The following is a 24,440-nucleotide window of genomic DNA, read 5'->3' on the forward strand; positions in this document are numbered from 1 at the left end:
AATAACTTCCCTGACAGCTAGCGTCAGGGAAGTCATTGTACTTCATGAAAATTTATTAATTCTAACAGGACTTCAACAAGTCTTCTCTTAAAACTTATTGGCTCAATAACTTTAATCGACTGATTGTATGGTAAAAGTAAATGAGGCACATATGTATGCAGCACATCTTGTTCAAGAAGAAAAACAGCTTGATTTAGCGTCCGCTCTTTTAAATAATGCCCCAAAAACCAATGTTGGCAAATATCATTCAAGACATTTTTCTCCCCATTAATAACGAAAGAAATAATTCCTTCCTTATCTTCTGTAGTTGGAAGAAGGTTTTTTATAAAAAAGTCACGTGCTGAAAAGTTTTCCGGCCGGTTAAACTTATCTCCGGTTAAAACGAGGCTTTCAATTCGATCTGCTCTAAAACTGCGGAGATCTTGCCTAAGATGACAAAACCCAACCACATACCACTTATTATGCCAATAAATGATTTTGTACGGATCGACCAATCTATCATTTAATTGCTTTTCGCCGCTTTTCTGGTAAAGAATTTTTACGGAGCGCCCATCAGCTAGCGCCTGTTCCAACTCCTTCAAAAAAGGTTCTGCAGAGAATGGGATTGACCGATTCATTACTTCAAGACTCGTTACATGATGGTTTATCTTTGTTTCCTGTTCTTGATTTGAGTAGTTACTTAGTTTTGAAACAGCTCTGTTGAGCGCTTCGCCTCCATAATATCCCGCTTCTTCTGCAAAAACAGCGGCGTGAAATAAGGAAGTTTGTTCCTCTGAGTCAAAAAAAGAGGAGCCTCAATAAAATTATTCAATAAAGTGTATCCACCGTTATGGCCCGGTTCTGAAATGATAGGTACGCCACTTGTTGAAATCGTATCAATGTATCGATATACCGTCCTGATATTCATCTCTAGCTTTTCTGAGATTTGTTGTGCCGTAATTTTTTCACCTGATCGAAGCATCCATAAAATCGCTAACATATTGTCGATTTTAGCCATATGATTTCACCTCTCTATGAATTTTATTTCCTATCTTTTCTCGCCTGGATGATTATACCATTATTACAGAAACCTAAGACAGTTCGCCCCAGTAGTTGCTCTTTCAATCGCAATTGAATTTATCATAAAAACAAGTATGCCTTTTCATCTTTAATCACTAAAGCTTGGAGCAACCATGAAAAAAAACAGCTCGTTTTCAGAGCTGTTTTTTTAGTTGCTGAGTTCTTTTCAGTTGTCCTCTTAATCCTCCGAATAACCCCAGCGCCAGTTGCAGAATGCCCATCGCAAGAAGTTGAACGGTCGGCAAATACCATTCCCCCACCAAAACCGCAGGCAGGACGGATGCTGCGAACAGCAAAGCACCCATCATGGCCGTCAGCCCAAATACGTGTTTCGTGTTTTTTACGAATCCCATTACCGCAATCGCTGCATTTCCAACTCCAAAAACCACGATTCCGAATAGCGCTAAGCTCTCCCAGCTGTTAAACGGCATACGGCCGGTCCATTCTGGCGGGAATTCCGCAAATATCCCATCACCAAGCAATATGCTAGTCCCCATATAGAATGCACCCAAAGCCAATAATAAGTTATATCCACTCACATATTTTCTCAACAAATCCATTTCCCCCTTTTCAATCATTCAGACAATCAAATCGTTTTCTTCTTTGATCCGGATCGCGTCCTCCAGCAATTTTTGAAGCACAGCTGCAAAGACTGCGACGACCAGCGAAGCGAAAATGACGACTGCTCCGATCAGAACACCCGGTGCATCATCCGCTTTTGTCAGGAGATAAAAGAATGGCAGCTCAATAGTGAACAGCGCACTGACCGCGACAGCACAGTATTTGATGGTTTTCAGCGCTTTGATGGACAGCTGCGAAAATGCCTGATCCCGGTCGATGAAGCTCAGCAGTTTCAAGGTTTGGAAAAGCGCGATGAAAAACGGGACCATGGCCGCGTACATGCCGATTAGCAATGGATACTGTAATTTTGCCAGCTCTTCGGTTGCCCAGTACGGCGAATCCGGATCGAACCGTGATAAGCCGTAGATGCAGCCGGCAAGAATCGGCATTCCCATGAGGATGATGACGAACTTCAGAAAAAGTGTAGATCCCCTGCTCATGATAAGCACCTCGCTTCGTTTTAATATTGATTTGATTTTATCATCATATTTATCGAAATACAATAAATTAATATTGAGTAAGAGAACTATTGTATTGTTTTTTAGGATATCCACTCTTATGCTCGTACATTCCTATTGATTAATTTGAAATTGAAGGCGTTTGTAGTATGCACCAGAAATTCTTCTTGCCGCAGCCCTGTTTTGCCGTTTCAACTTGCTTGAAGAGTGGTATGGTTAAAAATGTAATACATATTTAAAAAATGTAAAAAAATATGATGACATAAGGGGTGCACGAATGAAAAAGTTCAAAGGGGCAATGGCCTTATTGGCAGCAGCAATGCTATTAGCAGCATGCGGAGGAGAAGAAGAATCAACCCGAACATTTGAATTGGAGAATGACGGCGTTGTCACGACGATGATCTACACGACTGAAGGAGACAAAGTAACGAAACAATCGACGGAAAATCTGATTCAGTATGATGTAGCCGGCCTCGAATCGAAAGAACAGGCACAGGAAGTATTCGATCCGTTGATCGAGCAATTCCAAGGCATCGAAGGCATCACGCATAATATGGAATACGACGAAGAAAAAGCAGTGGAAACACTGGAAATTGATTACGAAGCGGTCGATTTTGATGAAATCGAGAATTTGCCGGGCATGTCCTTCAGTGATGACCCTAAAGACAATGGCGTCAGCATGGAAAAGTCCCTTGAAATCCTTGAAAGCCAAGGCTTCAAAGAAGTGGAATAACAAACTGAAATCGGCAAACAAAATAGGAAGAGTAAAAGCAGTGTTTGGGCTTTTTCTCTTCCTATTTTTCAGTTCTGTTAAATCTGTCTCCCGATACAGCCTGATCTTACTTTTCCCAAATCAAGTCAGCGCGCTTTAGAACGGACTCCCATGAATCTTCGCCTTCTGTTATATCTTCTATGTCGTAATGAGCGTAATAAATTGCATCAACTTTTTCGCTTTCGACAATGTTAAAAGTGTATCCATTTTCGTTAGACGTTTTCTCGGTGTTGATCAAGTTGCGGCTTGGTCCGTCCACCATGGTTTTCGTATAGTAGATAAAGCTGACATTTTTGCTTTCCCCGTCCACTTCAAGGAGCATTGGGTGGGTTTCATAAACTGTCGCATAGCTCTTGCCGTAGTAACGGGCAACCAATTCGCCGCCTTCGCCTTCGATTTGAACGAGATCCACCGAATACGGAATGACGCTTTCATAATACAACGCGTATGAAAATACCCCTGCTAAGAGAATGGCGGTAGTTAACACGGAAGCCAGGGAAATCATCCATTTTTTATTGCGCCATTTTCTGCGGATGGTTTGGAGCGGTGCTGCATTGTTTTCCGCTGGCAGGATCAGATCGCGCTTCATCGACTCAACGTCCTTTTGGCAGCTTGGGCAATGCTGCAAATGCTCTTCCACCATTTCTTTTGTATCCGGGCTGATTACCTCATCGACATAGAGAGGCAGTATATCTTGGATGATTGTGCATTTAACTTCTTTCATGGTCCATCTCCTCCATGTATTTTCTAATTTGTTTTCGGGCTCTGTGAAAAGTTACGCGCGCCCAGCCTGCACTTTTCCCAAATAGAATTCCGATTTTCTCAAATGGCAGTTCGCCGAACGTCCGCAAGGAAAACACTTCTTTGTACGGCTCTTCCATCGTGTGAAGAAACTGATGGACGATAAACGCATCGTCCTTATCCATTAAGTGCTTCACTATGTGAATTCCTGTGCTTGGTTCTTCGACCCCTTCTAAGCCGGTTTGCCTTTTCTGGTTTTTGTAATGCGAAAAGTATGTATTTTTAGCAATAGCAAAAAGCCATGCCCGAATATCCTGGGATCCATCAAACCGTTCAATAGCCTTTAGGGCCTTAAAAAAAGTCTCTTGCGTCATTTCTTCCGCCACTTTTTCATTGCGGCTGAATGATCGGATGTACAAAAAAACTTCTTTAAAATAGCGGCGATAGATTTCCTCAAAGTCCATCCCATTTTCACCCCCTCGTTTATACAACTCCCGAATCCGAATTTCGTTACAACTTTTTTATCTTTTTTTGAATCGCTTCATTTCGGTGGAATAAAAGAATCCGCAAAAAAAGAGTCGGCCCTTATGAGCGACTCCTTTCTTCTTTGCGTTTTTTCCTATGTACATACCGCCAACCGTAATAGATCACCCAACCAAGCAAAACAATTACCGGACCGAAATATTGGTAGCGGTAGTCCGTATACCAGACGACCAAAAGAGCTGCAATGGTACAAGGCAGCATAATATAGCACCATGCCCGAAATTCGATGTTCCGGAAACTCATTTCAAATCGTTCACCCATTTTGTTCACCCCGCTTTGATGAAAAACGCCTAACCATCGAAACAGTTAGGCGTTTTGTTTATTTATCCTGATTTGCTTCTTCGGTATCCCGGACGTTCTTCTGAACCGTGACCACTGCAAACAAGCTCAAGACGAACGAAATGCCGTAAAAGCCTTTTTCGCTCAAAATGATGCTTCCGCGTTGAACAAGCCGATGGCCATAAGGGCAATTGCGGCAATCAGCGCGAACCAGCTGATGCCGTAATACAAGTTCGTAACCCGGATGCCTTCATCGCGGTCCCTAACAGCTTTCTGCAGCGAAACTGCCGAATAGAGCCCGAGAATCAATAACGCAATGTAATAACCTTTTTCATTCAGTTCCATAGAGGCGTTATATAATCCGATCAAATACGATGACGCACCGATCAGTAGCGCTCCCCACGCAGCCCCTTTGAATGCGCCTGTCGGTTCCCCGAGCCTGCGCGGCGTTCTTGGCTTTTCCGCAAACACTTCTTCGTCTTTATCCCCTAACATATACTTGACCCCTTTCCTTTAAAGCTTATGCACTTAGAAAAATCCACCAATTTATTTTCTCTTCTTCCATTTTCTCCCCTGTGAATGGTTCTATTTTATCACAGTTAGACAATTCAAATAACTACCCGGCCGAGAATATTTTCAGCAACGCCGGATCATTCTTTCTCGCGCGTTTCTGTTTTCAAATCTTGATACAGCAAACCCAGCAGATTGAGTGCAAACACCGGAATTAAGAAATCTCTATCGCTTGCGAAACTTGGGCTCAAATAATGGTCGAATACAATTGTCCCGGTCAACACCAAAAGGAAGAGCGCGCTTAGGATCATGAAAACAGACTTGCTTATCGATATGTAATTTTTTCGCAGCTGGACAATCAGGTATACGGCCGCGAAAGCCACTAACAGCAAGCGTGTCGCTACTAAAAATTCGTAGCCCCAGTAAAATGTAAGGAGCAAAAACCCTAGAAGCAAGATATCCAATATAATCGAAACTGCGTTTTGTATCATGGGAATCTCCTTTTCCTGCCTTTTCTTTCATTATAGAGCATTTTACAGAATTCTCCTTTTTTATTTTTTTGATTCCACATCAATAAAAAAAGGAAAGCCAGGCTTTCCTCCTCGAATCTGCATACATTGAACTTAAGTCGTCTTATCCAATTCTTTCGCTTTTTTGTGGTATTTCGAATACACCACCATAAAAGCGATTCCCCAGACCAGGAGCAGCCAAGGCATGCCGAATCTCATTAAGGCAAAAGGAGTTTCAAAAAGAAAGGCAAACAGAAAGTCGCTTCCTTCTTTCTCCCATAATCCCGGTGTGAGGTAGGCGCCTTTTAAACTTTTCGAATAAGAGCCGTTGCCCATGACCGAAAAAGCGATGATCAAGAAAACAAATCCAAACGAGCCGTAATACTCGAGCAGCCGGCGAAGATAAGCTTTTTGCGACGCCTGGTCTGAAAACAGTTCGTCTCTTCCATCAGCTGGTTTAAGCCAATAATGCAGCCAGTTTCCGCCGAGGTGCTGCCAGCCGTAATCCTCATACAATTCGATATAGCGCTTTTTTGCATCTCTAGTCCGAAAAGTCGGGTAGTCGATGCGGATGACCTGCTCCACAGAAGCTGTTTTTTCGAAATCGTAGATTCCCCAGGCGCTAACGTGTTTGCATAACCAGCCTTTTTTCGCCATACTGTTCAGCCAGTCTTCTTCTTTTTGGATATCCATAAATAATTTAAACTTTTTCATGATCCGGTCTCCCTTCATAAAGAGAAAGAATATGCTGCAGCCGTTCTTGTTCAATCGTCAAAATCCCTACGCCTTCATCCGTAATCCGGTAGACTTTCCGTCTGGAATCTTCTGCGGGCAAAAGTTCGATCAATTGGTATTTCAGCAGGTTTTCAATCGCTCCATATAACGTGCCTGCCGCGATCCGGACTTGTCCGTTGCTCATCTCTTCCACTTTTTGCATGATGGCATACCCGTGCAAGGGCTCTTTCAAAGCCAATAAAATATAATGCATCGTTTCCGTTAACGGAAGCAGTTTATGCCTTTTCATTTTCTCATCCCCTATACAGTTCAACTATATAGTTCTAGTATATACAGTCAAACTATATAGGTCAACTGTATAAAAGAAAGAAAATGATTCCATTAAAAAAGACTCTCAAAATGAGAGTCTCACGTAAGCAAAAAGCTTTTATTTTTCCCTTGGCAAACTGAAAAATCCATGCATTTCGCTGTATTGATGCGCGATACGGCCGAGCGGCTTCAATTTGTCGAGATCGACTTTGTAGTTGCCGAGGTAGTATTCGTCCTTGATGTGATAATGGACGACTCTTCCAAGAATGAGATGGTCACTGCCCAGTTCGATGATGCGGTCGAGTTCAAGCTCGAACGAAATCGGCGCTTCCCCGACGCGCGGAACGGATACCGAAGTGCTCGCAACCGGCGTCACGCCAGCCGCCGCAAATTCATCCACCTCCTTCGGAAAGTTTTTGGCGCTTTCATGCATTTCATTGGCAAGATCCGTATTGACGATATTGATGACATATTGCTTGTGCTGCCGGATATTCTCAAGCGTATCTTTGACCGTGCCAAGCCGTTCGCCGACTCCCGGTCCAATAGAGATGCACAACATTGGCGGATTTCTTGACGCCACTGTGAAGAAACTGAACGGCGCGAGGTTCAGCTCCCCTTCCGTATCCATACTTGAGACCCAGGCAATCGGCCGCGGAACGACCGAACCTGACATCAATTTATAAGCTTGCTGCGTATCAATTTTTCGTAAGTCGACATCCATTTCCATCACTCCAGACAAGTCATTTCTGTAACTAAAGGCTTGCCTTTAAGCTACCATTCCTTTAAGGGTGGTGGCAAGAAACACTGCCTGAAGCTTTCAATATTATTTATAAATATAAATCAAAAAATCTCTGGGTCCTGTAAAAGACACAGAGATTTTCATTATTGTCCATTAGATACTGCAGCAACTTCCGTGTCTTCAACCAAATGCTTTTTCAATTCTAAACGAATCGAATCTGGAATCGTTTCCGCTTTTTGCTTTTCAATATTAAAATTCACGTAAACAGCTTTAGCTTTTACACATAAAATTCCATCCTGATGGATTTCTTCATACAGTTCAAGACTGGAATTTCCGATACGATTCACCCATGTCAGTACTTCTGCATCTTTTCCAAAATAGATTTGGCTCACGTAATCGACATTCATGTTCAATATAATCATTCGCCAATTTTCAAATGAATGGTCCGGGGTGAATAAAGTGAAAATAGGATTTCGACCAGCTTCTAGCCAGACTGGAATTGTGGTGTTGTTAATATGCCCAACTCCATCCGTCTCTGAAACACGCGGCTCCACTTTTGTACGGTACATCTTTTCACTTCCTTGCTTCTTTTTCTTTTCTATATCGGTTCTACGGGTTCAATATCCTCTGGCAAGAATTCCCGTTGATGGGCAATCGTCATTCGACGCAATTCTTTTTCTGTAGGCTCTGGAGTTAATAATGTTACTCCCACAGCAAATACCAATGAAATTGGCAATGCGTAAACAATTTCTGACAGCGCTGGCAAATCAAATGCGAAGAATAAAATCATATAAGATATAGCTCCGGAAAGAGCAGCTGCTAGCGCGCCTTCTTTGTTCATCCGTTTCCACCATACTCCTAACAACAGTGGGAAGAAAAGCGTTGAAGCAAGCAGGCCCATCGCTGCGGAATACAAAAGCGACAACAAAGCAGGTGGATTAAACGCAAACAACATTGTGATGATACCGAAAACAACAATACTGATTGGCACTAATTTTCTTTTCTTTTCTTCTGGATAATCAGGTTTGACTGTTCCAATCAGATCGTATGCAAATGCCGCTCCAAGAGCCAGAAGCATTGCACTTACGGAAGACATAACTGCTGCGAAAATTGCAGCAAATGCGATTCCTTCGATCCAGCTTGGGGTCAATTCTTCTAAGAAAACTAAGAAAGCAGTATCTGCATCCGGTAAAGCGATTCCTCCTGTTACTACCATTGTAGATCCTACCACGAGGATTAACGTCACTACGCATGTTACGATATATAGCCCTAACCCAAGCGTAAGAGATGCTCGGCCAGTTTTTTCATCTTTCGCTGCGAAAATCCTCATAACTGTATGAGGTAAAACGGTCACTGCTGTAGCCCATACGATAAATGCCCCTAAATAGGCTATATAAGGATAGGTTTCAGATGTTGTCCAACTTGGTTTGATAGCCTGAGCTGCGGAATACAGATCAATCGGTCCACTTCCATACATCAACGCAATGATTCCTGTCACAATAACAACACCAATCATTAATAAACCTTGGAAAAAATCAGTCAAAGTAACCGCTTTCATGCCACCGTAAGCCGTATAGAAAATATAAACGATGCCGATAATTACAACTGACCATGTATAAGGAATGCCAAGAAGCCTTTCGCCGATTAAGCCGCCAATTTTCATCTGTGCCACTACATAGGCTCCAAGAGTTAAAATTAGGACAATCGGTATAACTATATTTAAAAGCTTGCTATTAAATCGAACTTTTATAAACTCTGGAACGGTCGAAACGCTCATATTGCGGAAGATTTTTGCTAAGTAGAATACCGTAATGACGTAGCCTACAGCCACCCCACCATTATAGGCCATAATGTATCCCCAGCCGCCAGCGTAGGATACTCCCATATTCCCCATCATCGTTCCGCCAGTTGCAAAAGCGGCGAAAATCGCAAATCCATTGACCCAAAATCCAACGCCGCCTCCTCCAGTTAAGTATTCGTGACTCGTTCCACTTTTCTCTAATCTCTTAGCATAAATACCGATTCCGATACACAGCAGCAAATATAAAACTGTTATGGATGTAGGTAAAATTTGAATGTTCATTTCATCTCCCCCTCTTTCTCAATCTGTGTAAAGGGAACTTCACGTTTGAATTCTTTTGTTTTACTTGTTTCGTTAACTGCAGCAGGATCTTTAACTTCTACTTTCAGCAAATCATAAAGGATAATTACAAAGCTCAATGCCATTATTCCAAGCAGCATCCAGTTAATTAACGCTGTTCCTTTGAATTCGAGTTGGTAAGAGTATGGATTCATTGTAACGAGTATGGCCACTATAATCACAATGCTCCAAACCAATCGATGACGTGCCAATGGATAAAACCCTGTTGCTTTTTTAGTTTTCATTTGAATTCACCCCTATTTCTTTTTTTGTTAGAGCACTTCAAAAAATTTATCGATTGTTGAATTCCGGTTTTCGCTTTTCAATGAAAGCAGTTATTCCTTCTCTTGCATCTTCTGAAAAGAAGACTCGCTCAAAGTAATCCACTTCTTTTCTTAAAGCTTCTTCCTGCGGGATTTCACTTCCTCGATTAACTAACTCTTTAATTAATGTAATAGCGATTGCAGGTTTAACGACTAATTTTCCGGCCAATTGATTGGCACATTCCATTAATTTATCAGGAGGGGCAATTTCATCAATCAACCCAATTTTTTCCGCTTCTTGTGCCGAAATGGTTTCTCCAAGGAACATCATTCTCTTTGCTTTTGCTGTGCCGATTAAACGCGGCAGCCTCTGAGTCCCGCCACCTCCTGGTAACAGCCCCAAATTAATTTCTGGCAATCCTAGCTTGCTTGTGTCAGCTGCAATTCGAAAATCACAAGCTAAAGCTAACTCGCATCCCCCTCCAAGAGCTAGACCATTAATAACAGCAATTATTGGTTTTGGAAAGTGATCGATTTTGTTTAAAACTTCATGGGTCTTCCCAGCAAATCCCGCTACTTCTCCAACTTTTTTATTTTTCAAAAACTGAGGAAACTCTTTGATATCTGCTCCTGCTACAAAAGCTTTCTCTCCCTTTCCTGTTATCAGCACCACTTTTAATTCATCATCTTTTTCAATCTCTTGCAAATGGCTAAGTAATTGGCTAACAATCGCACTGTTTAATGCATTCACAGGTTTATTATCGATAGTTAGGGTTGCTATTGGACCGGCGACTAACATTTCTACAATACTCACTAGCACACCCTCCTTTCCTTAAAATTCAGTCTTATTAAACTAAAATATTTTTTCTGCTTCTGCTCGAGAAAGTCAGGCTAATTATTAGGTATCGCCAAGAGTTCGGCTGCATTCTTATATAACCAACGTTCTTTTGTTTCATCGCTCAAATCGAGTGCTAAGATTTCCTGAATAATAGATTCTTGAGAGATAGCCATAAGTTGCCAAGCGGAACCGAATAAGACTTTGTTTCGAATCACAGTTTGACCATAATTCAAAAGAGGTTCCCACCCACTGCCTGACTTCTCCATATACTTAGGCCGATGTGCAGAAATATCAATATAGATATTTTCATAATTCCAAGCGAGCATTACCATTTCATGGAGCCATGGCCAACCTCCATGGCCTGCTACAATTTTTAATTTCGGATATTCCATTGCCACTTTTTCAATATTTTTTGGATGCCCCAAGTAGTTAGAGCTATTAGGCTTCCGATTTGCAGAACAATGAATCCATATAGGAAGCCCCGTGTTTCGCAAACCTCATATATTGCCGAATAGCGTCCATCATCTGGTGGGATTCCTGAAACGAAAGGTGTTAGACAAAGTCCTGCTACCTCATCATTCTCGATCGCATCTAAAGCTATTGCTACTCCTTCACTATTTAACGGATCTAGAGCTAAAAATGGAATGATGAATGAATCAAACTTACTTAGTAATCGAGCTTCTTCGGGCGTAGTGCAAAAAACCACACTATGCTGAACCCCTATTTCTTTTTGCTTTCGCACTGATTCTTCCGCTGACAGTCTGTATTTCAATTGATTTTTTAGCTGATCGAACCTTTCTAGTTTATCTTTGCTTGTTGATAAGTCGTCTAATAGAGCAGCATCCAGATGCAGGTTTTTCGCCAGACCCGAACCAAATGTTTCAGGATAGCCTTCCTGTTGAATAACAGATTCCATTATGAAGCTAGCCGCTGCTTCATGCGGCACATATCCAAAAAAATCAATAATGGGCAAAGGAAATACACTTCCCTTCCAAAACAAGTATTTTTATTATTTTGGAGCCATGCGAACTGCCCCATCTAAGCGAATGGTTTCACCATTTAGCATAGGATTTTCAATGATTGACTTGGCCAAATAAGCATATTCTTTTGGCTGCCCGAGTCGCGATGGGAAAGGAACTGATTTTCCAAGAGATGCACGCGCTTCTTCAGAAAGTTCGTTGAATAATGGTGTTTCGAAGAGCCCAGGCGCAATGGTCATTACCCGGATTCCCATCTTAGATAGATCTCTAGCAATAGGCAATGTCATACCAACGATGCCGCCTTTCGAAGCACTGTATGATGCTTGCCCTATTTGTCCGTCATAGGCAGCAACGGAAGCTGTATTGATCATTACACCTCTTTCGCCTTCCTCATTCGGCGTATTTTCTGCCATCTTTTCTGCAGTTAAACGGATTACATTAAAAGTGCCAATCAAGTTTACTTGAACGACTTTTGTAAAATCTGCCAAACTATGAGCTCCGGTTCTCCCAAGAGTTCTTTGTGGATTTCCGATGCCGGCACAATTAACTAGAATTCCAATATCTCCGAATGATTCCACCACTTCATTGAGTGCTTGTTTAACAGATACCTCATCCGTAACGTTTACTTTGTAGTAACTAACGTCACCATCAAATTCTTCCGCTAAAGAACGTCCTTTTTCTTCATTCAAATCAAAGATGGCTGCTTTTCCACCTTCTGAAACTATTCTTCTCACTGTAGCTTCCCCTAAGCCTGAAGCTCCACCTGTCACTACCGCTACTGAATCTTTAATCTCCATTTCATTTCCTCCTTAAATCTGATATTTATAAACCATTTGTTTTCCAATCATATTTTTTAATACTTCACGAGTCCCGCCCCCGATCGCCACACTCTTGCTGTCCCTGAAAATGCGTTCGACTTCGTTTTCCATCAAGTATCCATTTCCGCCCATTAGATCGACTGCTTTTGAAGCAATTTTCTCTGCCAGGCGTGTGGCTTCTAATTTTCCTACCGCAAGTGACGTGATGTTAACTCTGTCGGCGGCAAAGTCTTTAAGTTCTGTATCTGCCAAATGATTAATAATTTTTAAATCAGCAGCCATTTCGGCAATAATAAATTGTATACCTTGGAAGTCACCAATGTTTTGGCCAAATTGCTGGCGTTCTCTTATGTAAGCTAAAGCCTTTTCAAAGGCCGATTCTGCCATCCCAAGTGCCATGATAATAGCTCCAACACGGTCAAAGTTAATAGCGGACAAAACGTCCTTTAAACTAGTAGCCAATAGGTTTTGATGATTTGCTTTAGCCGTTTTGAAAGAAACCGTTGCAAGTCCAGAACCTTTTACACCTAGAGTCTCTAGCTTCTCTCCCATAATTCCATGTTCATTTTGCTCCTTTTCCAGCAGCAAAGTATAGACATCTTGATCTTGTCGAGCAGCAACAATAAAGAGATCTGCATTCACACCATTTACGATATATTTTTTGGTTCCAGTGACTGCGTAACCATTTCCATCCTCTTCTACTACGGTATCCATCGAAGAAAGGTCCGAACCATTTCTTGGCTCTGTAAGAGCAAAAGCACATAAGGCATTTCCACTTTTAATTTGCTTTATAAGCCGTTGCTTTATATCGCTCTCTTCCATTCGCATACTGATTACCAGTGCACATAGATGATTGATGTGATACGACAAGGCAAATGAAGCGGAGACTTTCGCAATTTCTTTTAGTACAGCTGCAAAAAAATGAATTTCTTGCTTGAAATCATCTCCGATTGAATTAAAATATCCTTCATCTCCAAGGGATTTCATCAACTCTTTTGGAATGTATCCGAGGACTTCCGTCTTTTCTACTTGTTCTCTAATTTGAGCATGATAAAATCCTCTAAAATCCTCAGTTAACTGAGGATTCCATTGTTTAGAAAGAAACATCATTTTCCCCCTTCTCTTTTCTACTTGAAAGCGATCAATTTTTGGAGCTGCTCAGCTGGTAATCCCGAAGTTCACGTTTTAAAATTTTTCCGGCAGCGGTACGCGGCAGGCTTTCGACAAAAGTCACATGTTTCGGTTTCTTGTAGCCAGATACTTTCCCTTCACAATATGACTTGATATCTTCAGAAGACAAAGATTCATTGCCGCTGACGATATAAGCGGATAAAACTTCTCCCCATTTTTCATCCGGCAATCCTACTACTGCGACTTCTATTACTTCAGGATGTGACAGAATTATCTCTTCGATTTCCGTGGTGAAAATATTTACGCCGCCACTAATAACCATGTCTTTTTTTCTATCTACAATATAGAGGAAACCTTCTTCATCAAAGTAGCCCATATCACCTGAAGAAACCCAATCGCCGCGGAAGCACTCTTCTGTTGCCTGTTTATTTTTATAGTATTCTGCTCCCAGCAATAGACCTTTTTTATAAACTTCTCCTACTCCTCCCTCTTCTACAGGATTTCCATCTTCATCTAAAATCTTGAGTTCCATGCCGAAAATCGGTATGCCACATGAACGGGTTTTTCTCATTTGATCTTGCGGTTTCATAATTGTATAAAGACCATGTTCAGTTGAGCCGTAATATTCGTATAGGCCAGCATTGACGAAGTAATTGATGACCCCTTCCTTTACTTTGGTTAGTAATGCTGAACCTGCACAAATTAAAACTTTCATGGAAGAAACATCGAATTTCTCTTTGCTCTTAAAAGTAATAAGATCGTTGTACATAGTTGGCACCATCGGAGTAGCCGTAATCTTTTCATTTTCAATCAAAGAAAGGACTGTTTCCGGATGAAATTTATCCAAGATGTAAATACTTCCCCCGACATTGAGCTGTTGGAGCCCATATAAGAAGCCAAGCCCGTGATAAAAAGCTCCCGCAATTAATTCATAATCGTCATCAAGCACTCTAAATTCTTTTGTAATCACTTCCCAATTTTGAATGATTGTCTTGTGCGTAGTTAAAGCCGCTTTCGGATAACCTGTGGTTCCTCCGGTAAAGCCCATCCAAAAGTAATCATCTTCATAAACCTCTGCACTAATCGTTGAGATATCTTTTGTCCGGATTCGCTCTTCGTAATTGGCTTTCTTGCCTGAACCAATAACCAGAATTCGATCATGAGAAATATTCACCTCTTCTTGTATCTCGTAAAAAGTTTCCAATAATTCTTCGGAAATGATAATGGCTTTTGCATCAGAATGATCGATTGCATATTTCAGTTCTCTTGAGACAAAACGATAACTGATCGGTGCTACCACAATCCCCATTTTTGCTAACCCATATATAATCTCCGGGTACTCTCCACAATTAACTAAAAAAGTTAAAACCTTATCATTTTTTTGCAGACTATAATCTTCACTCATGATGCGTGCTACTTGATTACTTCGTCGATTTAATTGCTGCCAGGTAATTTCAAAGCCATTATTGGATTTCACAGCTAATTTATTTTTCGTGTGAAAACTTTCTCCAAAAAACTCAGGAATTTGACCTACTACCCGGTGATTGTGCTTCTTATACATATTTCTCACTCCTAAAATTAATTTTTATAACCGGAAATTGAATACGTAACCATTTTGAAAATAAAAAAATATGGTTCTTTTGAAACTTAGTCTTGTTAATAATTTCAGAATTAAAGTAAAGCGCTTTCATTTAAGAAATTAATGAATAGTTAATTTGGTTACGATAAACATTTAAACTAACTAGTGAATTTTCTGTGAACTTTCTTATATTTAGAAATACTAGCTTAGGTAGATAGTTCCGTCAATAGTATTCAGAAAATTAATAAAACATAAAAAAATAAATTATATTTAAAAAACATCAAAAAAAAAATTAATGGTACTATTTGTTAAAGAAATAAGAAAGAAAAACAAAAAAACCGCGTCCCTCAAGGCGCGGATTTGTAAATAGTATTATTTGAAACTAAAATTGAAAATAAAACTATATAAATTATTATTCAAGTTTTTATCAAGAAATTTCCTTGGAATTAATTTAGCTACTTCACTTGTAAGTATCTTTTAATTCTTTCATCACATTCTCCGGAATTTCCCCCGTTACGCCCGCCACTAAATTCTCGGCAGCTTTCATGACCATCGCTTCACGGGTTTTAGCTGTCGCTGAGCCGATATGTGGAAGTGCAGTGACTTGTTTCATTTTCAATAAAGGGTTATCCAGATCGACCGGTTCTTTTTCAAAGACATCGAGCGCTGCTCCTGCAATATCACCGGATGTCAGCGCTTCGATCAACGCCTGTTCATCGACTACTGCCCCTCTTGCGGCGTTGATCAGGTAGGCGGAAGCTTTCATGCGTTTGAATTGTTCCATGCCCATCATGTGACGGGTCGAATCGGTGAGCGGAACGATCAAAACGACAAAATCGGATTTCTCTAAGAGCTCATCCAGCCCGCTGTACCGCATGCCATATTTTTCGTCGAGGTCGGGCTTAGGCGTTGTTGCGTAGTAACGGACGTTCATCTCAAAACCGAAGACTGCTCTTCGTGCAATCTTTTCACCAATGCGCCCCATTCCGACAATTCCTAGATTTGCATGGTGTACATCCGCGCCGAAAAGCTCTTCCGCTTTTGTGTCTTTGCTCCAAAGCCCTTGTTTTACGTAGTTGTTCAGCTCCGGAACTCTTCTCGCCGCTGATAAAATCAATGCAAATACAAGATCAGCAACCGTTTCATCCAGAACAAACGGCGTATGGGTGCCGATGACGCCAAACTCCCTCATGGCTTCCAGGTCAAACGAATCGTAGCCGACTGCAGTATTGCTAATGATTTTTAAATTCGGCAGCTGCGAGAGAAAGTCGCGCGTCACAGCTGCATTCTGCACAAGTAATCCGTCTACCTTCTTTGCTTCCTCGAGCAGAATATGGTTCGGAATCTTCTCTGGATTCTTCCAGATTTTATAGTCGCAATGCTTCGCTATGTAAGTTTCCACTTCAGGCGACACCGGCCTCGCAATAAAAACTTTTGGCTTCATCTGGATTCCTCCCTGCTTTCAAGTCATTTCTTGCTGGCTGAATGATTTTGCTGCTCTTTTAATAGCGCAATTAATTCTTGATTTTGCCGTACCTGTTCACTCAAGCTTCTCTTAATCGAAAGCATCCACCACATGATTGCCAGTAATCCGACTAAGCTGAAAAAAGATTGCAGCTCCATTCGTTTTCACTCCTATCTCAACCACTTCACCATTTCTCTTACCACAACGGTTCGTCTTTGCTTGTCAGCTCCATCTTGAATGGATAGAGCATTAACGAAATTCCAAAAAGAACAACAGCCAGCAAGATATAGACCGGGATGCTCAAATCAAACAATAAATCGCTGAAAATCAGAATGGCAAGCGGAAGAAAACTGAACACGCCTGCCTCGCCACGGCTCTTGGACGTCACGTATTGGATTTCGCCGCAATGAGGACATTCCATCCCGTGGTTGAATTTCATGTACTTCTTAAACGATTTCTTCCAACTCCATTGCTGTCCGCAGTTTTGGCATGTCGGCATGATTTTCCCCTCCTGTTTTCTCTAATTCTTCTTACTATTACTTACGATCCAAATTAAAAATAGTTTCAAATTTTTCCCTTTTTCTAGTTTTTAAAGCGGAATACCGTTTTCGCTTCAAATACTTCTCCTGCATCAAGCAATATAGCCGCCAGATTGCCAGGTGCCACCTGCGTCTCCAAACAGATGCCAAGATGACGTTCGGACTTGCGTTCTTTCAACTGGATATCGCCGTCCAGATTATTGCCGGAAAAGAAAATTACTGCCGGGCGGTCCGTTTCCACTTCCATAACCCGTCCGCTCTCCGGATCTTCGAGTTTCAATTCCGACATGCCTTCTCCGTTCAAAAGAAAGGGATGATCGTATCCGCTGCCGACCATTTCAATTTGTGGATGTTTCGATTCAATTCCTTCTCCAATGGTCCGGCCATTCCGAAAATCAAATACTGAATCCTCTACATTAAGAGCATTGCCTGTGGGGATAAGGGAAGAATCCAGTTCAACAAACTGTTCGCTTTCCATTGTCAGCGCATGTTCTAAAGCATTGCGTTTCAAATCACCGCTTAAATTGAAATACGAATGGTTCGTCAAATTGACGGCAGTCTTTTTATCAGACACTGCCCGGTAGCTGATTGCCAGTTCGTTTTGTTCATTCAAGGTGTAAACAACTTCGGTTTCAAGACGTCCAGGAAAGCCTTCTTCCCCGTCTTCGCTGATATAAGTTAAACGGACGCGAACTTCTTTGTCGTCCACTTCTGCCTGGCCATTCCACACTTTCCGGTGAAATCCTTCCGGCCCTCCGTGCAGCGTATTATTTCCGTCGTTTGCCGGCAATTTCAAAGATTCCCCGTCTATAGTAAGCACAGCTTGCTGAATGCGTCCGGCAACCCGGCCAACAACCACCCCTAAAAACGCTTGGTCGTTCACGTATTCATCCAAGGTTTCGTAGCCTAGAACCACATTTTCCACTTTACCTTCACGGTCCGGCACACGGATTTCCTGAATAGCACAGCCCCATTCAAGGAATGTCGCTTCCATGCCATTTGAATTGCTGACGGTAAATGCCTTCACCGCTTCGCCTTCCACTGTCCCAATCACTTTCTCTTCCACCTTCATCGTTCATTCCCCCTGAATTTCTATTTCCTCTATTCTTTCACTTTCCCCGCACACTGACAATGCTTTTGGCTGAAAGTTGAAATAATTGAACGGATTCGATACGATGTAAAGAAATGGGAGGTCCTTCCGATGAGTGTTGATCCACGTTCTGTCTTTATCGATGCCGATTTGGATACCGTCTGGAAAGCCCTGACGATTGAAGGGAGTTTTTCCACTTGGTACGCACCGGGTTCCTTATGGACAATTCCACTTCTGGAAGCCGGAGAAAAAGCCGTTTTCACCTTAATGCCGAATGAACACAACCAATTGGAGGAAGGCGAACATGTCGAAATGATTTTTACGATTGAAGAAGTCATTTTGAATCGCCGTTTTTCCTATTCTTCCGATATGGATGGCCTGAAGTTCGTCTTTGACCTCGTACCGGAAGAGTCCGGTACACGCGTGCATATTAATATGGACGGATTTGAGCTGAGCCTTGCCAATCTCAAAGCATTTGCGGAAGGCCGCGAATTGCCAAACCGTTAATGAAAAAAGACAGCCAGAGATGAATCTCCGGCTGTCTTTCCAGTTTCGTCTTATAAGCAAATTCTTTTCTGAAAATATTAATTATTGAAACTTTTTACAGATTTATCCGTATACTAACTATAAACCGAAATTATTGGACGTTAAATCAATGAAGGAGGAGTTGGATATGCATTGGATGATGTGGGTTTTTTGGGGATCTCTTGTAGCGATATTCTTAATTGCTTTTCTAGTCGATGTGGTGACGAAAGGAAAATATAAGCTAAGCAAACCGGCGAAGACGCAAAACCAGGATGCAGCTGAAGCAGATGCCCGGCGGCACGCGGACGAAGCGACAATCAAGGCATGTTTTAGCTGAGACACAAAATGAGCTTGGATCAATTGATCCAAGCTCATTTTGATGTCCATTTTTATTTAATCGCCATTACTTCCTTATAAAAGAACTCATTTCAGTTGGCAGGAATTCACGGTCCCACGGATACCACAACCATTGCTTGCCTTCTTTATAAATATGGAACTTTCTTGCGATATCCTCGCCATTATGTAAAACAGCTGCATAAATTTCAGGATCTGGCGGATTTCTGATCAGCTCCGGATCTTGCGGGGCGTGTTCACCTTTAAGTATCTTCAAAAACTCTTGTACATCTTGCTCATCTTCCAGCATGTTGAGCAGCTCCGGCGAACTGAAATTATCATAGAGAAACAGATCGTAAATCTCGATTTTTGCTATTTCCTCCAGTTTAAGGTCTTTGAAATGCTGCGGGTAGCCCCCGCTTTTTGCCTCATTCATGTACAGGCTATACCCGTTGATTTCTGCAGAGTCTTTCGCTGCTAAAAAATCCGGCAGCCCTTCCACGTAATAGAGTTCAGTGCCAGGCTCCCAGAAGGCCGCATCCCCGTTTTTCACTTTGTACTGGGTGGAATTGATATTGTCGCTTACCCTGAATGCTACTTCGCCTGCTTTTCCGCCAATCTTTTCCGGATCAGCCAGAACAGCAGAGTCTAACGCTATGTAATAGTTTCCATCCCATTGGATGAAATCAACCCAATCCAAGATCGCTTCCGGTCCTTCTTCCTGAATTTGCGGCTTGGCATTTACAGCATCCTCTTGCATCTCTTCTGGAGAAGCGGCTGGAGATTCGTTAGCGCCGCATGCCCCAAGACATAAGGCCAGTAAAATCAGTAAAATGATCTTTTTCATACTTCCCCTCACATTCCGCTTTACTTATTAGACGCATCAACAACAAGCCGGTTACAGTTAACTCGATTCTTTCTTCCTGGGTGACTGCACGAGCCAAATGACACCAACTCCGAATAAAGCAAACAAGACGCGCCAATACCCATTCGAAAAATCGATATCCAATAAGAACGTCAAGGCGAAATACAGGAAAAATATAATGAGGTACCGGTAAATCATCCCTTAGCTCTCCTCCTTACTGCCAAGCCATTTCAGTTACTTGAAAAACTGTCCGATAAGGCGCGGAATGAATAAGAAAAAATCAGCTAAGGAAAAAGCGGCTTCCGCCTTATCGAAAGCATCGAATTCCTGTTTGTTCTTTTCGAATGCGGCAGGATGGACCGTATCTCCTTGAATCGGTTCAATCCCACCTTTGAAGCGAATATTCAGCGAGCTGCTCTGTTCCATTTCTGGTGAATCCATCACTTGAAAGTGGATATGCGCTTCCGACGAATTCCCGGAATTGCCGCATAGCCCAAGCAGTTGGCCTTGTTCTACGGAATCCCCACTCTTCACTCGAATCGTTTCTTTCTTAAAATGCGCCAGCAAACTGTATTCGCCCTGTCCATGCTCCAGAACGATAAAATTGCCTGCAGGATCTGACTCATTCATTTCGCCAAGTGGATTGTCCCGAATTCCATCAACCACTTCGATGACTTTCCCACCCGCAGGGGCCACTACTTTTTTGCCGAAAGCGTAATAGTCTTCATTGCGCAACCCTTGGTTTCGGTAGGTCTGTCCAGCTTTCATAACGACCAAATCATAAGCGTAGCGCTGCTGCTCGTACGCGTAATGGTAATTGATGAACTCGTTTTTTCCGCCCCAAAACACAAACCAGTCATCCGCAATCGGCATGATGAATTCTGTCTTGGTAACTTGGTTGTCGCTTTTCGGATACGTTACGTAAGGCTTTGTGTACATTCCTTGAATCTCGTTGCCGTCAAAAGAAACATTGATCGCTTTTTCTTTTCGGTCATCCAGCCAGATATACTGCTTAAATCCGGGCATGGTGGTCTCAAAGGCCAAATGATAGCCTTTCACGCCTCTATTGAAGGACTTCGCCAATTCGATAAAATCCCGAAGGGCAATCGTCTCCCTAAACTCCTTGATGCACTGGCGGTAAATCGCAGTAAAATCTTCCGCTAAAAAACGTTCTCCAAATTCCTCGGGTTTGAATCCGTTCTTTCTGCCCCTGCCCATAAACACCATCCACTCCTTTCACCGAATAACTGAACTTAAACTGCCTGTTCTTTTATATACGGTTAAAGCTGCCAAAAAGTTTCCATCAATTGTAAATAAACACAAAAAAAACGATTTAATTTGAATGGAACTTCTTCTATCCAATAAAGTCTAAGGAGTAATCACCTTTTTACGAAAGGAGCATCCCGTTGAATCTTTTATTAATCGCCTTTTCTTTTATGAGTTCGATGTTTGTGTCCGGGTTGATGATTCGCAAGCAGCAGCGCAAAATAAGGATTATCGTCTCAGCACTTCTCATCAATACAGCCATTATCGGTGCCTCTGTTTCACTCATTTATAGCTTCGACCATAAAATGCAGTCGTTCGGCGTGGGCCTCGAAAAAGCCTTTATGCCATTGATGGCAATCCCTGTCCTGACATGGCTGAATGCTGTCTTACTTCCATTTGTCCCAATTAAAATTTCACCTGAAAATCGCTGAAATGATAAAACCCGCAAGCATTCCAAAAGCGAAGATGATGAGTAATTTTGTTTTTTTATTCATGTCCTTCTCCTTTCAACAATGCTTTTCTTTTATTTCGATTCGGCTTCTTCAATAACTGACGTATCGCTTTGCCGAGATTCTCCATGGCCAGGTCCAAATAAATTTAAAATCACCACTCCCGCGAGAATTAGCAGAATGCCGGCTATACTCGCCCCGTTAATCTTTTCTTTCCAGATCAATACGGAGATAATCGTGGTGGCGACCATGCCGAGACCCGACCAGATGGCGTAAGCCGCATTCAAGGGAATGACTTTCAATGCCAACGATAAAAAGAAAAATGAAGCGGCGAAAGCGAACAGCAAGCCGATGGTCGGAAAAATTTTGGTAAAGCCTTCCGACGCCTTCAACAAGGACGACCCAATCAACTCCCCGACAATCGCAAGCCCAAGAAACAGATAATGCATTTCTTCTCCTCCCTTCAGGTCGTCGTTTTCATTTTCGGTTTCCGGTTCTTTTTGCTATTGATAATGACTAATATCGAGCAAACAATGGCTGCAATTACCGTCAAGATATAGCCATTTTGGTACAAATCATATATAAAGCCTGCCATGAATAACGTCATAATTAAAAAATGATAAAAATAATATTTGCCCATTTTTTCAACTCCTTTTTGGTCCTTTTTAAACGCCTAAATGATAAAGGTACAGATTTTCTTCTTTCATTCTTTTAGTCATGTGAATCAATTTTTCCAACCACGAAAGAAGTTCCATCTTGTCGAAAACCATTCGTTCCAGTTCGGCTGACTCGCTTTTTTCAGAAGGTAAATGAAAAGAACCCGTCAACTCCACCGCTTCTGGAGCATTCGAAAACAGATGATGCCACGAAGATAAAATGTTCTCCATCTTCACAGTTGAATCACCAGTAAATAGCGTGATTCCATAATAATTCAAACCTGTCTGTTCTATAAGCTTCCTCTTCGCCGGGTTCCTGCTCGGAATCCATTGCAGCGAATCCAAAATGTACTGGATAAAATCGTCCGGCACTTCAAGCGATTCCAGTATAAGTTCCTTTTCTTTCCCTCTTCCCCATAACCGATCATGTGCAGTTTTTTTCGGCACTAAAAGAAAATCATGTGCTAAACCCATGTGGCCAACTCCTTTTGTTGATTAGTTCCGCATATAAGAACTGCCCCACCATAACCGCGGCATGCTTTTTAGCTTACGGATGCTCGGATCGCATTCGATTTTCTACAGATGGTCGATGGCATCATTGAACGGTTACTTTTCATCCACTTAGCATTCCTCTTCTAAAATAGCTTTTGCCATATAATAGGCACTGACTGTAAAAAGCTGCGTCTGAATGGATTGAGTTTGAATCATATGCCCGAATTCCTTAAAATCATAGAATTTTACATTAATGTCTTCGGTTTCATCCAACTCCTGGTCCCCTGATTTGTACGCTTCTTTCACAAGGAAGGTTTTGATTTTATTGGTTTGTGTTGCCGGATTGACCATGAATTCGCCTAAGAGAACCGGTTTTTCCAAGGAAGCATAGCCCGTTTCTTCCCGAATCTCACGGAGGATGCCTTCTTCATCGCTTTCACCCTTTTCGATTTTCCCTGCTGGAATTTCCAGATAAACACCTTGTCCTGCATATCTGTACTGTTCAACCAATAAAATCTGTTGTTCTTTCGTCACGACGACAGCGTTTACCCAGTCTGCAAATTCGTTGACGTAATAATCATCGATAATCAATCCGTTCGGCAATCGGCAACTGTCTTTCCGTAAGTTACCGAATGGTGTTTGATAAAGGTATTCCGACTTTAAAGTTTTCCACTTTTCCATGTCCGCCCTCCAACTCAGCATTTTCAGTAGAAAGCTGCTTTTGAACGAATCTCGCCTACTAAATCCTCAATCGTTCCAATGACTTTAAAAACTTCCGGCAAATGATAGAACGTGCTGGTGAGCGCCAAGTCATTCACCGTTTCATCGGGTGAATACAGAAAAACTTGCTTGCCCGTCCCTAAAGCGATGCCCATCTCCACATGGCTTCCTTTTCCGGCTGGCAGCATGATAATCACTACATCCGATTCCATCACTGCTTGTTTTTCACTTTTGCCGATCGTTTCAAGTTCCGCAATGGATATCGCAGCGCCATGGGTCCAATCATAGGTAAGGACGAATCCATTGCTTATCAGCCGCTCTGCTACCAATCTAACAGCTTCGATATTTCGAAAGCTCGACGCGATATAGAATTTCATACGGCGCTGCTCTTTTTTATTTCCCAGGAAATCATTTCACCTGTTTTCTTTGTTTGGCGCATGCCCGCTTTTTCCAGCACTCGGATGGAACCGATGTTATCCTTTTCTGTTTCGGCGAGCACTTTCTCTACTTTTCCGGTTTCAAAAGCCCACTCGATAAGACCTTTCACCGTTTCGGTCGCATAGCCTTTATTCCAATACCGTTCAAGCAGACCGTAGCCGATTTCAATTTCCTGATTGGCATTCGGCTTTCCTTTGAAGCCGGCATCGCCGATCACCTGCCCCGTCATTTTATCGATAACGAGCCAATGGCCCCAAGCCAAAAGCTCAGGATCTTCTTCCAATGCTTTCAAATACACCATAATTTCAGGACCGTTTTCATAGTATTGTTCTTCCAGCATTTGAAGGTGTTCCTTTTTGCATGGAATAATGTCAAGTCGCTGTGTTTCAATTTTCATTCTTTTAACCCCTTCTTGTTGAAAAATCAGCAGTAGCCTAAATTTCTCTTTCCTTTCTTTTATTCTAACTTGAATATGTGGAAATAAATAGAATGTTTAGATATAGTTATGGGAAAGCTTTGGTAATACGTCGGAAAGGAGGCATAAGACAGTGGAAAAATTGCGCCGAATCTCTTCAAAT

General features: G+C 42.0%; 35 protein-coding genes and 2 pseudogenes. 4 read left to right on the forward strand and 33 right to left on the reverse strand.

What is annotated here, in order from left to right; all coding sequences use genetic code 11:
* Positions 1 to 32: 32 nt before the first annotated feature.
* The 3 genes and pseudogenes from L0M13_RS16380 to L0M13_RS16390 form a co-directional block, all read right to left on the reverse strand.
* A pseudogene (locus tag L0M13_RS16380) lies at positions 33 to 997 on the reverse strand (helix-turn-helix transcriptional regulator).
* A 196-nt stretch (positions 998 to 1,193) separates the two neighbouring features.
* On the reverse strand, positions 1,194 to 1,613 hold the full coding sequence (locus tag L0M13_RS16385; protein WP_235197499.1) for a hypothetical protein: 420 nt from the start codon (positions 1,611 to 1,613) through the stop codon (positions 1,194 to 1,196).
* Between the two features lie 24 nt (positions 1,614 to 1,637).
* Positions 1,638 to 2,120, reverse strand: a complete 483-nt coding sequence (locus L0M13_RS16390) for a DUF2975 domain-containing protein (protein ID WP_235197500.1) — start codon at positions 2,118 to 2,120, stop codon at positions 1,638 to 1,640.
* Positions 2,121 to 2,415: 295 nt separating this feature from the next.
* Between L0M13_RS16390 and L0M13_RS16395 the strand changes: the two genes are divergently transcribed.
* Positions 2,416 to 2,871 carry a YehR family lipoprotein gene (locus tag L0M13_RS16395; RefSeq protein ID WP_235197501.1) on the forward strand — a complete coding sequence of 152 codons (456 nt, stop codon included), beginning with the start codon at positions 2,416 to 2,418 and terminating at the stop codon, positions 2,869 to 2,871.
* A gap of 106 nt (positions 2,872 to 2,977) precedes the next feature.
* Here L0M13_RS16395 and L0M13_RS16400 read toward each other — a convergent pair whose 3' ends face one another.
* The 21 genes and pseudogenes from L0M13_RS16400 to L0M13_RS16500 all read right to left on the reverse strand — a co-directional run bounded on the left by L0M13_RS16400 (position 2,978) and on the right by L0M13_RS16500 (position 18,100).
* Complete coding sequence (locus tag L0M13_RS16400; protein ID WP_235197502.1) at positions 2,978 to 3,634, reverse strand: zf-HC2 domain-containing protein; 657 nt, start codon at positions 3,632 to 3,634, stop codon at positions 2,978 to 2,980.
* Positions 3,621 to 4,115 carry an RNA polymerase sigma factor gene (locus L0M13_RS16405; RefSeq protein WP_235197503.1) on the reverse strand — a complete coding sequence of 165 codons (495 nt, stop codon included), beginning with the start codon at positions 4,113 to 4,115 and terminating at the stop codon, positions 3,621 to 3,623. Before L0M13_RS16405 ends, L0M13_RS16400 begins: the two co-directional genes overlap by 14 nt.
* A 121-nt stretch (positions 4,116 to 4,236) precedes the next feature.
* On the reverse strand, positions 4,237 to 4,455 hold the full coding sequence (locus L0M13_RS16410; protein ID WP_235197504.1) for a hypothetical protein: 219 nt from the start codon (positions 4,453 to 4,455) through the stop codon (positions 4,237 to 4,239).
* Positions 4,456 to 4,513: 58 nt separating this feature from the next.
* A pseudogene (gene yiaA / locus L0M13_RS16415) lies at positions 4,514 to 4,968 on the reverse strand (inner membrane protein YiaA).
* Between the two features lie 155 nt (positions 4,969 to 5,123).
* Entirely contained in the window at positions 5,124 to 5,474 is a 351-nt protein-coding gene (locus L0M13_RS16420) for a hypothetical protein (RefSeq protein WP_235197505.1), read from the reverse strand.
* A 132-nt stretch (positions 5,475 to 5,606) separates the two neighbouring features.
* On the reverse strand, positions 5,607 to 6,206 hold the full coding sequence (locus L0M13_RS16425; RefSeq protein ID WP_235197506.1) for a DUF2812 domain-containing protein: 600 nt from the start codon (positions 6,204 to 6,206) through the stop codon (positions 5,607 to 5,609).
* Positions 6,193 to 6,516 (reverse strand): PadR family transcriptional regulator, encoded by a 324-nt coding sequence (locus L0M13_RS16430; protein WP_235197507.1) that lies wholly within the window; start codon positions 6,514 to 6,516, stop codon positions 6,193 to 6,195. Before L0M13_RS16430 ends, L0M13_RS16425 begins: the two co-directional genes overlap by 14 nt.
* 138 nt (positions 6,517 to 6,654) lie before the next feature.
* Positions 6,655 to 7,257 carry a flavin reductase family protein gene (locus L0M13_RS16435; protein WP_235197508.1) on the reverse strand — a complete coding sequence of 201 codons (603 nt, stop codon included), beginning with the start codon at positions 7,255 to 7,257 and terminating at the stop codon, positions 6,655 to 6,657.
* A gap of 161 nt (positions 7,258 to 7,418) precedes the next feature.
* On the reverse strand, positions 7,419 to 7,844 hold the full coding sequence (locus L0M13_RS16440) for an acyl-CoA thioesterase (RefSeq protein WP_235197509.1): 426 nt from the start codon (positions 7,842 to 7,844) through the stop codon (positions 7,419 to 7,421).
* Positions 7,845 to 7,873: 29 nt separating this feature from the next.
* Complete coding sequence (locus L0M13_RS16445; RefSeq protein ID WP_235197510.1) at positions 7,874 to 9,358, reverse strand: sodium:solute symporter family protein; 1,485 nt, start codon at positions 9,356 to 9,358, stop codon at positions 7,874 to 7,876.
* Complete coding sequence (locus L0M13_RS16450) at positions 9,355 to 9,660, reverse strand: hypothetical protein (protein ID WP_235197511.1); 306 nt, start codon at positions 9,658 to 9,660, stop codon at positions 9,355 to 9,357. The genes L0M13_RS16445 and L0M13_RS16450 overlap by 4 nt, the downstream gene beginning before the upstream one ends.
* 46 nt (positions 9,661 to 9,706) lie before the next feature.
* The gene (locus tag L0M13_RS16455; protein ID WP_235199338.1) at positions 9,707 to 10,477 is read right to left on the reverse strand and encodes an enoyl-CoA hydratase/isomerase family protein; all 771 of its coding nucleotides are present in this window, start codon (positions 10,475 to 10,477) and stop codon (positions 9,707 to 9,709) included.
* Between the two features lie 92 nt (positions 10,478 to 10,569).
* Positions 10,570 to 10,989 (reverse strand): amidohydrolase family protein, encoded by a 420-nt coding sequence (locus L0M13_RS16460; RefSeq protein WP_397443549.1) that lies wholly within the window; start codon positions 10,987 to 10,989, stop codon positions 10,570 to 10,572.
* A complete protein-coding gene (locus L0M13_RS16465; RefSeq protein ID WP_235197513.1) occupies positions 10,890 to 11,489 on the reverse strand; it encodes an amidohydrolase family protein in 600 nt (199 codons plus the stop codon). The genes L0M13_RS16460 and L0M13_RS16465 overlap by 100 nt, the downstream gene beginning before the upstream one ends.
* A 36-nt stretch (positions 11,490 to 11,525) precedes the next feature.
* A complete protein-coding gene (locus L0M13_RS16470) occupies positions 11,526 to 12,293 on the reverse strand; it encodes a 3-hydroxyacyl-CoA dehydrogenase (RefSeq protein WP_235197514.1) in 768 nt (255 codons plus the stop codon).
* A gap of 12 nt (positions 12,294 to 12,305) precedes the next feature.
* Positions 12,306 to 13,421 (reverse strand): acyl-CoA dehydrogenase family protein, encoded by a 1,116-nt coding sequence (locus L0M13_RS16475; protein WP_235197515.1) that lies wholly within the window; start codon positions 13,419 to 13,421, stop codon positions 12,306 to 12,308.
* A 34-nt stretch (positions 13,422 to 13,455) separates the two neighbouring features.
* Positions 13,456 to 15,006, reverse strand: coding sequence for a class I adenylate-forming enzyme family protein (locus L0M13_RS16480; RefSeq protein ID WP_235197516.1), 1,551 nt, complete (start codon positions 15,004 to 15,006; stop codon positions 13,456 to 13,458).
* 478 nt (positions 15,007 to 15,484) lie between these two features.
* A complete protein-coding gene (locus tag L0M13_RS16485) occupies positions 15,485 to 16,468 on the reverse strand; it encodes a 2-hydroxyacid dehydrogenase (RefSeq protein WP_235197517.1) in 984 nt (327 codons plus the stop codon).
* Positions 16,469 to 16,491: 23 nt separating this feature from the next.
* On the reverse strand, positions 16,492 to 16,647 hold the full coding sequence (locus L0M13_RS16490; protein WP_235197518.1) for a hypothetical protein: 156 nt from the start codon (positions 16,645 to 16,647) through the stop codon (positions 16,492 to 16,494).
* Positions 16,648 to 16,685: 38 nt separating this feature from the next.
* Positions 16,686 to 16,988: a TIGR04104 family putative zinc finger protein gene (locus L0M13_RS16495; RefSeq protein WP_235197519.1), complete on the reverse strand. Its 303-nt coding sequence runs from the start codon at positions 16,986 to 16,988 to the stop codon at positions 16,686 to 16,688.
* An 83-nt stretch (positions 16,989 to 17,071) separates the two neighbouring features.
* A complete protein-coding gene (locus L0M13_RS16500; RefSeq protein ID WP_235197520.1) occupies positions 17,072 to 18,100 on the reverse strand; it encodes an aldose epimerase family protein in 1,029 nt (342 codons plus the stop codon).
* Positions 18,101 to 18,229: 129 nt separating this feature from the next.
* Between L0M13_RS16500 and L0M13_RS16505 the strand changes: the two genes are divergently transcribed.
* The gene (locus L0M13_RS16505) at positions 18,230 to 18,625 is read left to right on the forward strand and encodes an SRPBCC family protein (RefSeq protein ID WP_235197521.1); all 396 of its coding nucleotides are present in this window, start codon (positions 18,230 to 18,232) and stop codon (positions 18,623 to 18,625) included.
* A 166-nt stretch (positions 18,626 to 18,791) separates the two neighbouring features.
* Positions 18,792 to 18,980, forward strand: a complete 189-nt coding sequence (locus L0M13_RS16510) for a hypothetical protein (RefSeq protein ID WP_235197522.1) — start codon at positions 18,792 to 18,794, stop codon at positions 18,978 to 18,980.
* A 66-nt stretch (positions 18,981 to 19,046) separates the two neighbouring features.
* Here the strand turns inward: L0M13_RS16510 and L0M13_RS16515 are convergent, their stop codons facing one another.
* The 3 genes from L0M13_RS16515 to L0M13_RS16525 are packed head-to-tail and all read right to left on the reverse strand — an operon-like array spanning position 19,047 to position 21,059.
* A complete protein-coding gene (locus L0M13_RS16515) occupies positions 19,047 to 19,823 on the reverse strand; it encodes a hypothetical protein (RefSeq protein ID WP_235197523.1) in 777 nt (258 codons plus the stop codon).
* Between the two features lie 57 nt (positions 19,824 to 19,880).
* Positions 19,881 to 20,039, reverse strand: coding sequence for a hypothetical protein (locus L0M13_RS16520; RefSeq protein ID WP_235197524.1), 159 nt, complete (start codon positions 20,037 to 20,039; stop codon positions 19,881 to 19,883).
* A gap of 36 nt (positions 20,040 to 20,075) precedes the next feature.
* On the reverse strand, positions 20,076 to 21,059 hold the full coding sequence (locus tag L0M13_RS16525) for a M23 family metallopeptidase (protein WP_235197525.1): 984 nt from the start codon (positions 21,057 to 21,059) through the stop codon (positions 20,076 to 20,078).
* Between the two features lie 188 nt (positions 21,060 to 21,247).
* Here L0M13_RS16525 and L0M13_RS16530 point away from each other — a divergent pair, with 188 nt between their 5' ends.
* On the forward strand, positions 21,248 to 21,538 hold the full coding sequence (locus L0M13_RS16530; RefSeq protein WP_235197526.1) for a hypothetical protein: 291 nt from the start codon (positions 21,248 to 21,250) through the stop codon (positions 21,536 to 21,538).
* Positions 21,539 to 21,630: 92 nt separating this feature from the next.
* Here the strand turns inward: L0M13_RS16530 and L0M13_RS16535 are convergent, their stop codons facing one another.
* From L0M13_RS16535 to L0M13_RS16560, 6 genes are all read right to left on the reverse strand, one after another.
* Positions 21,631 to 22,005, reverse strand: a complete 375-nt coding sequence (locus L0M13_RS16535) for a DMT family transporter (protein WP_052649928.1) — start codon at positions 22,003 to 22,005, stop codon at positions 21,631 to 21,633.
* 14 nt (positions 22,006 to 22,019) lie between these two features.
* Positions 22,020 to 22,196: a hypothetical protein gene (locus L0M13_RS16540; RefSeq protein ID WP_235197527.1), complete on the reverse strand. Its 177-nt coding sequence runs from the start codon at positions 22,194 to 22,196 to the stop codon at positions 22,020 to 22,022.
* 25 nt (positions 22,197 to 22,221) lie between these two features.
* Positions 22,222 to 22,686: a hypothetical protein gene (locus tag L0M13_RS16545; protein ID WP_235197528.1), complete on the reverse strand. Its 465-nt coding sequence runs from the start codon at positions 22,684 to 22,686 to the stop codon at positions 22,222 to 22,224.
* Between the two features lie 147 nt (positions 22,687 to 22,833).
* A complete protein-coding gene (locus L0M13_RS16550) occupies positions 22,834 to 23,385 on the reverse strand; it encodes an NUDIX hydrolase (protein WP_235197529.1) in 552 nt (183 codons plus the stop codon).
* 23 nt (positions 23,386 to 23,408) lie between these two features.
* Positions 23,409 to 23,801 carry a nucleoside 2-deoxyribosyltransferase gene (locus L0M13_RS16555; protein WP_235197530.1) on the reverse strand — a complete coding sequence of 131 codons (393 nt, stop codon included), beginning with the start codon at positions 23,799 to 23,801 and terminating at the stop codon, positions 23,409 to 23,411.
* Entirely contained in the window at positions 23,798 to 24,259 is a 462-nt protein-coding gene (locus tag L0M13_RS16560; RefSeq protein ID WP_235197531.1) for a GNAT family N-acetyltransferase, read from the reverse strand. Before L0M13_RS16560 ends, L0M13_RS16555 begins: the two co-directional genes overlap by 4 nt.
* Between the last annotated feature and the right edge of the window lie 181 nt (positions 24,260 to 24,440).

This window comes from Planococcus sp. 107-1 (assembly GCF_021513255.1).
Taxonomy (GTDB): Bacteria; Bacillota; Bacilli; order Bacillales_A; family Planococcaceae; genus Planococcus.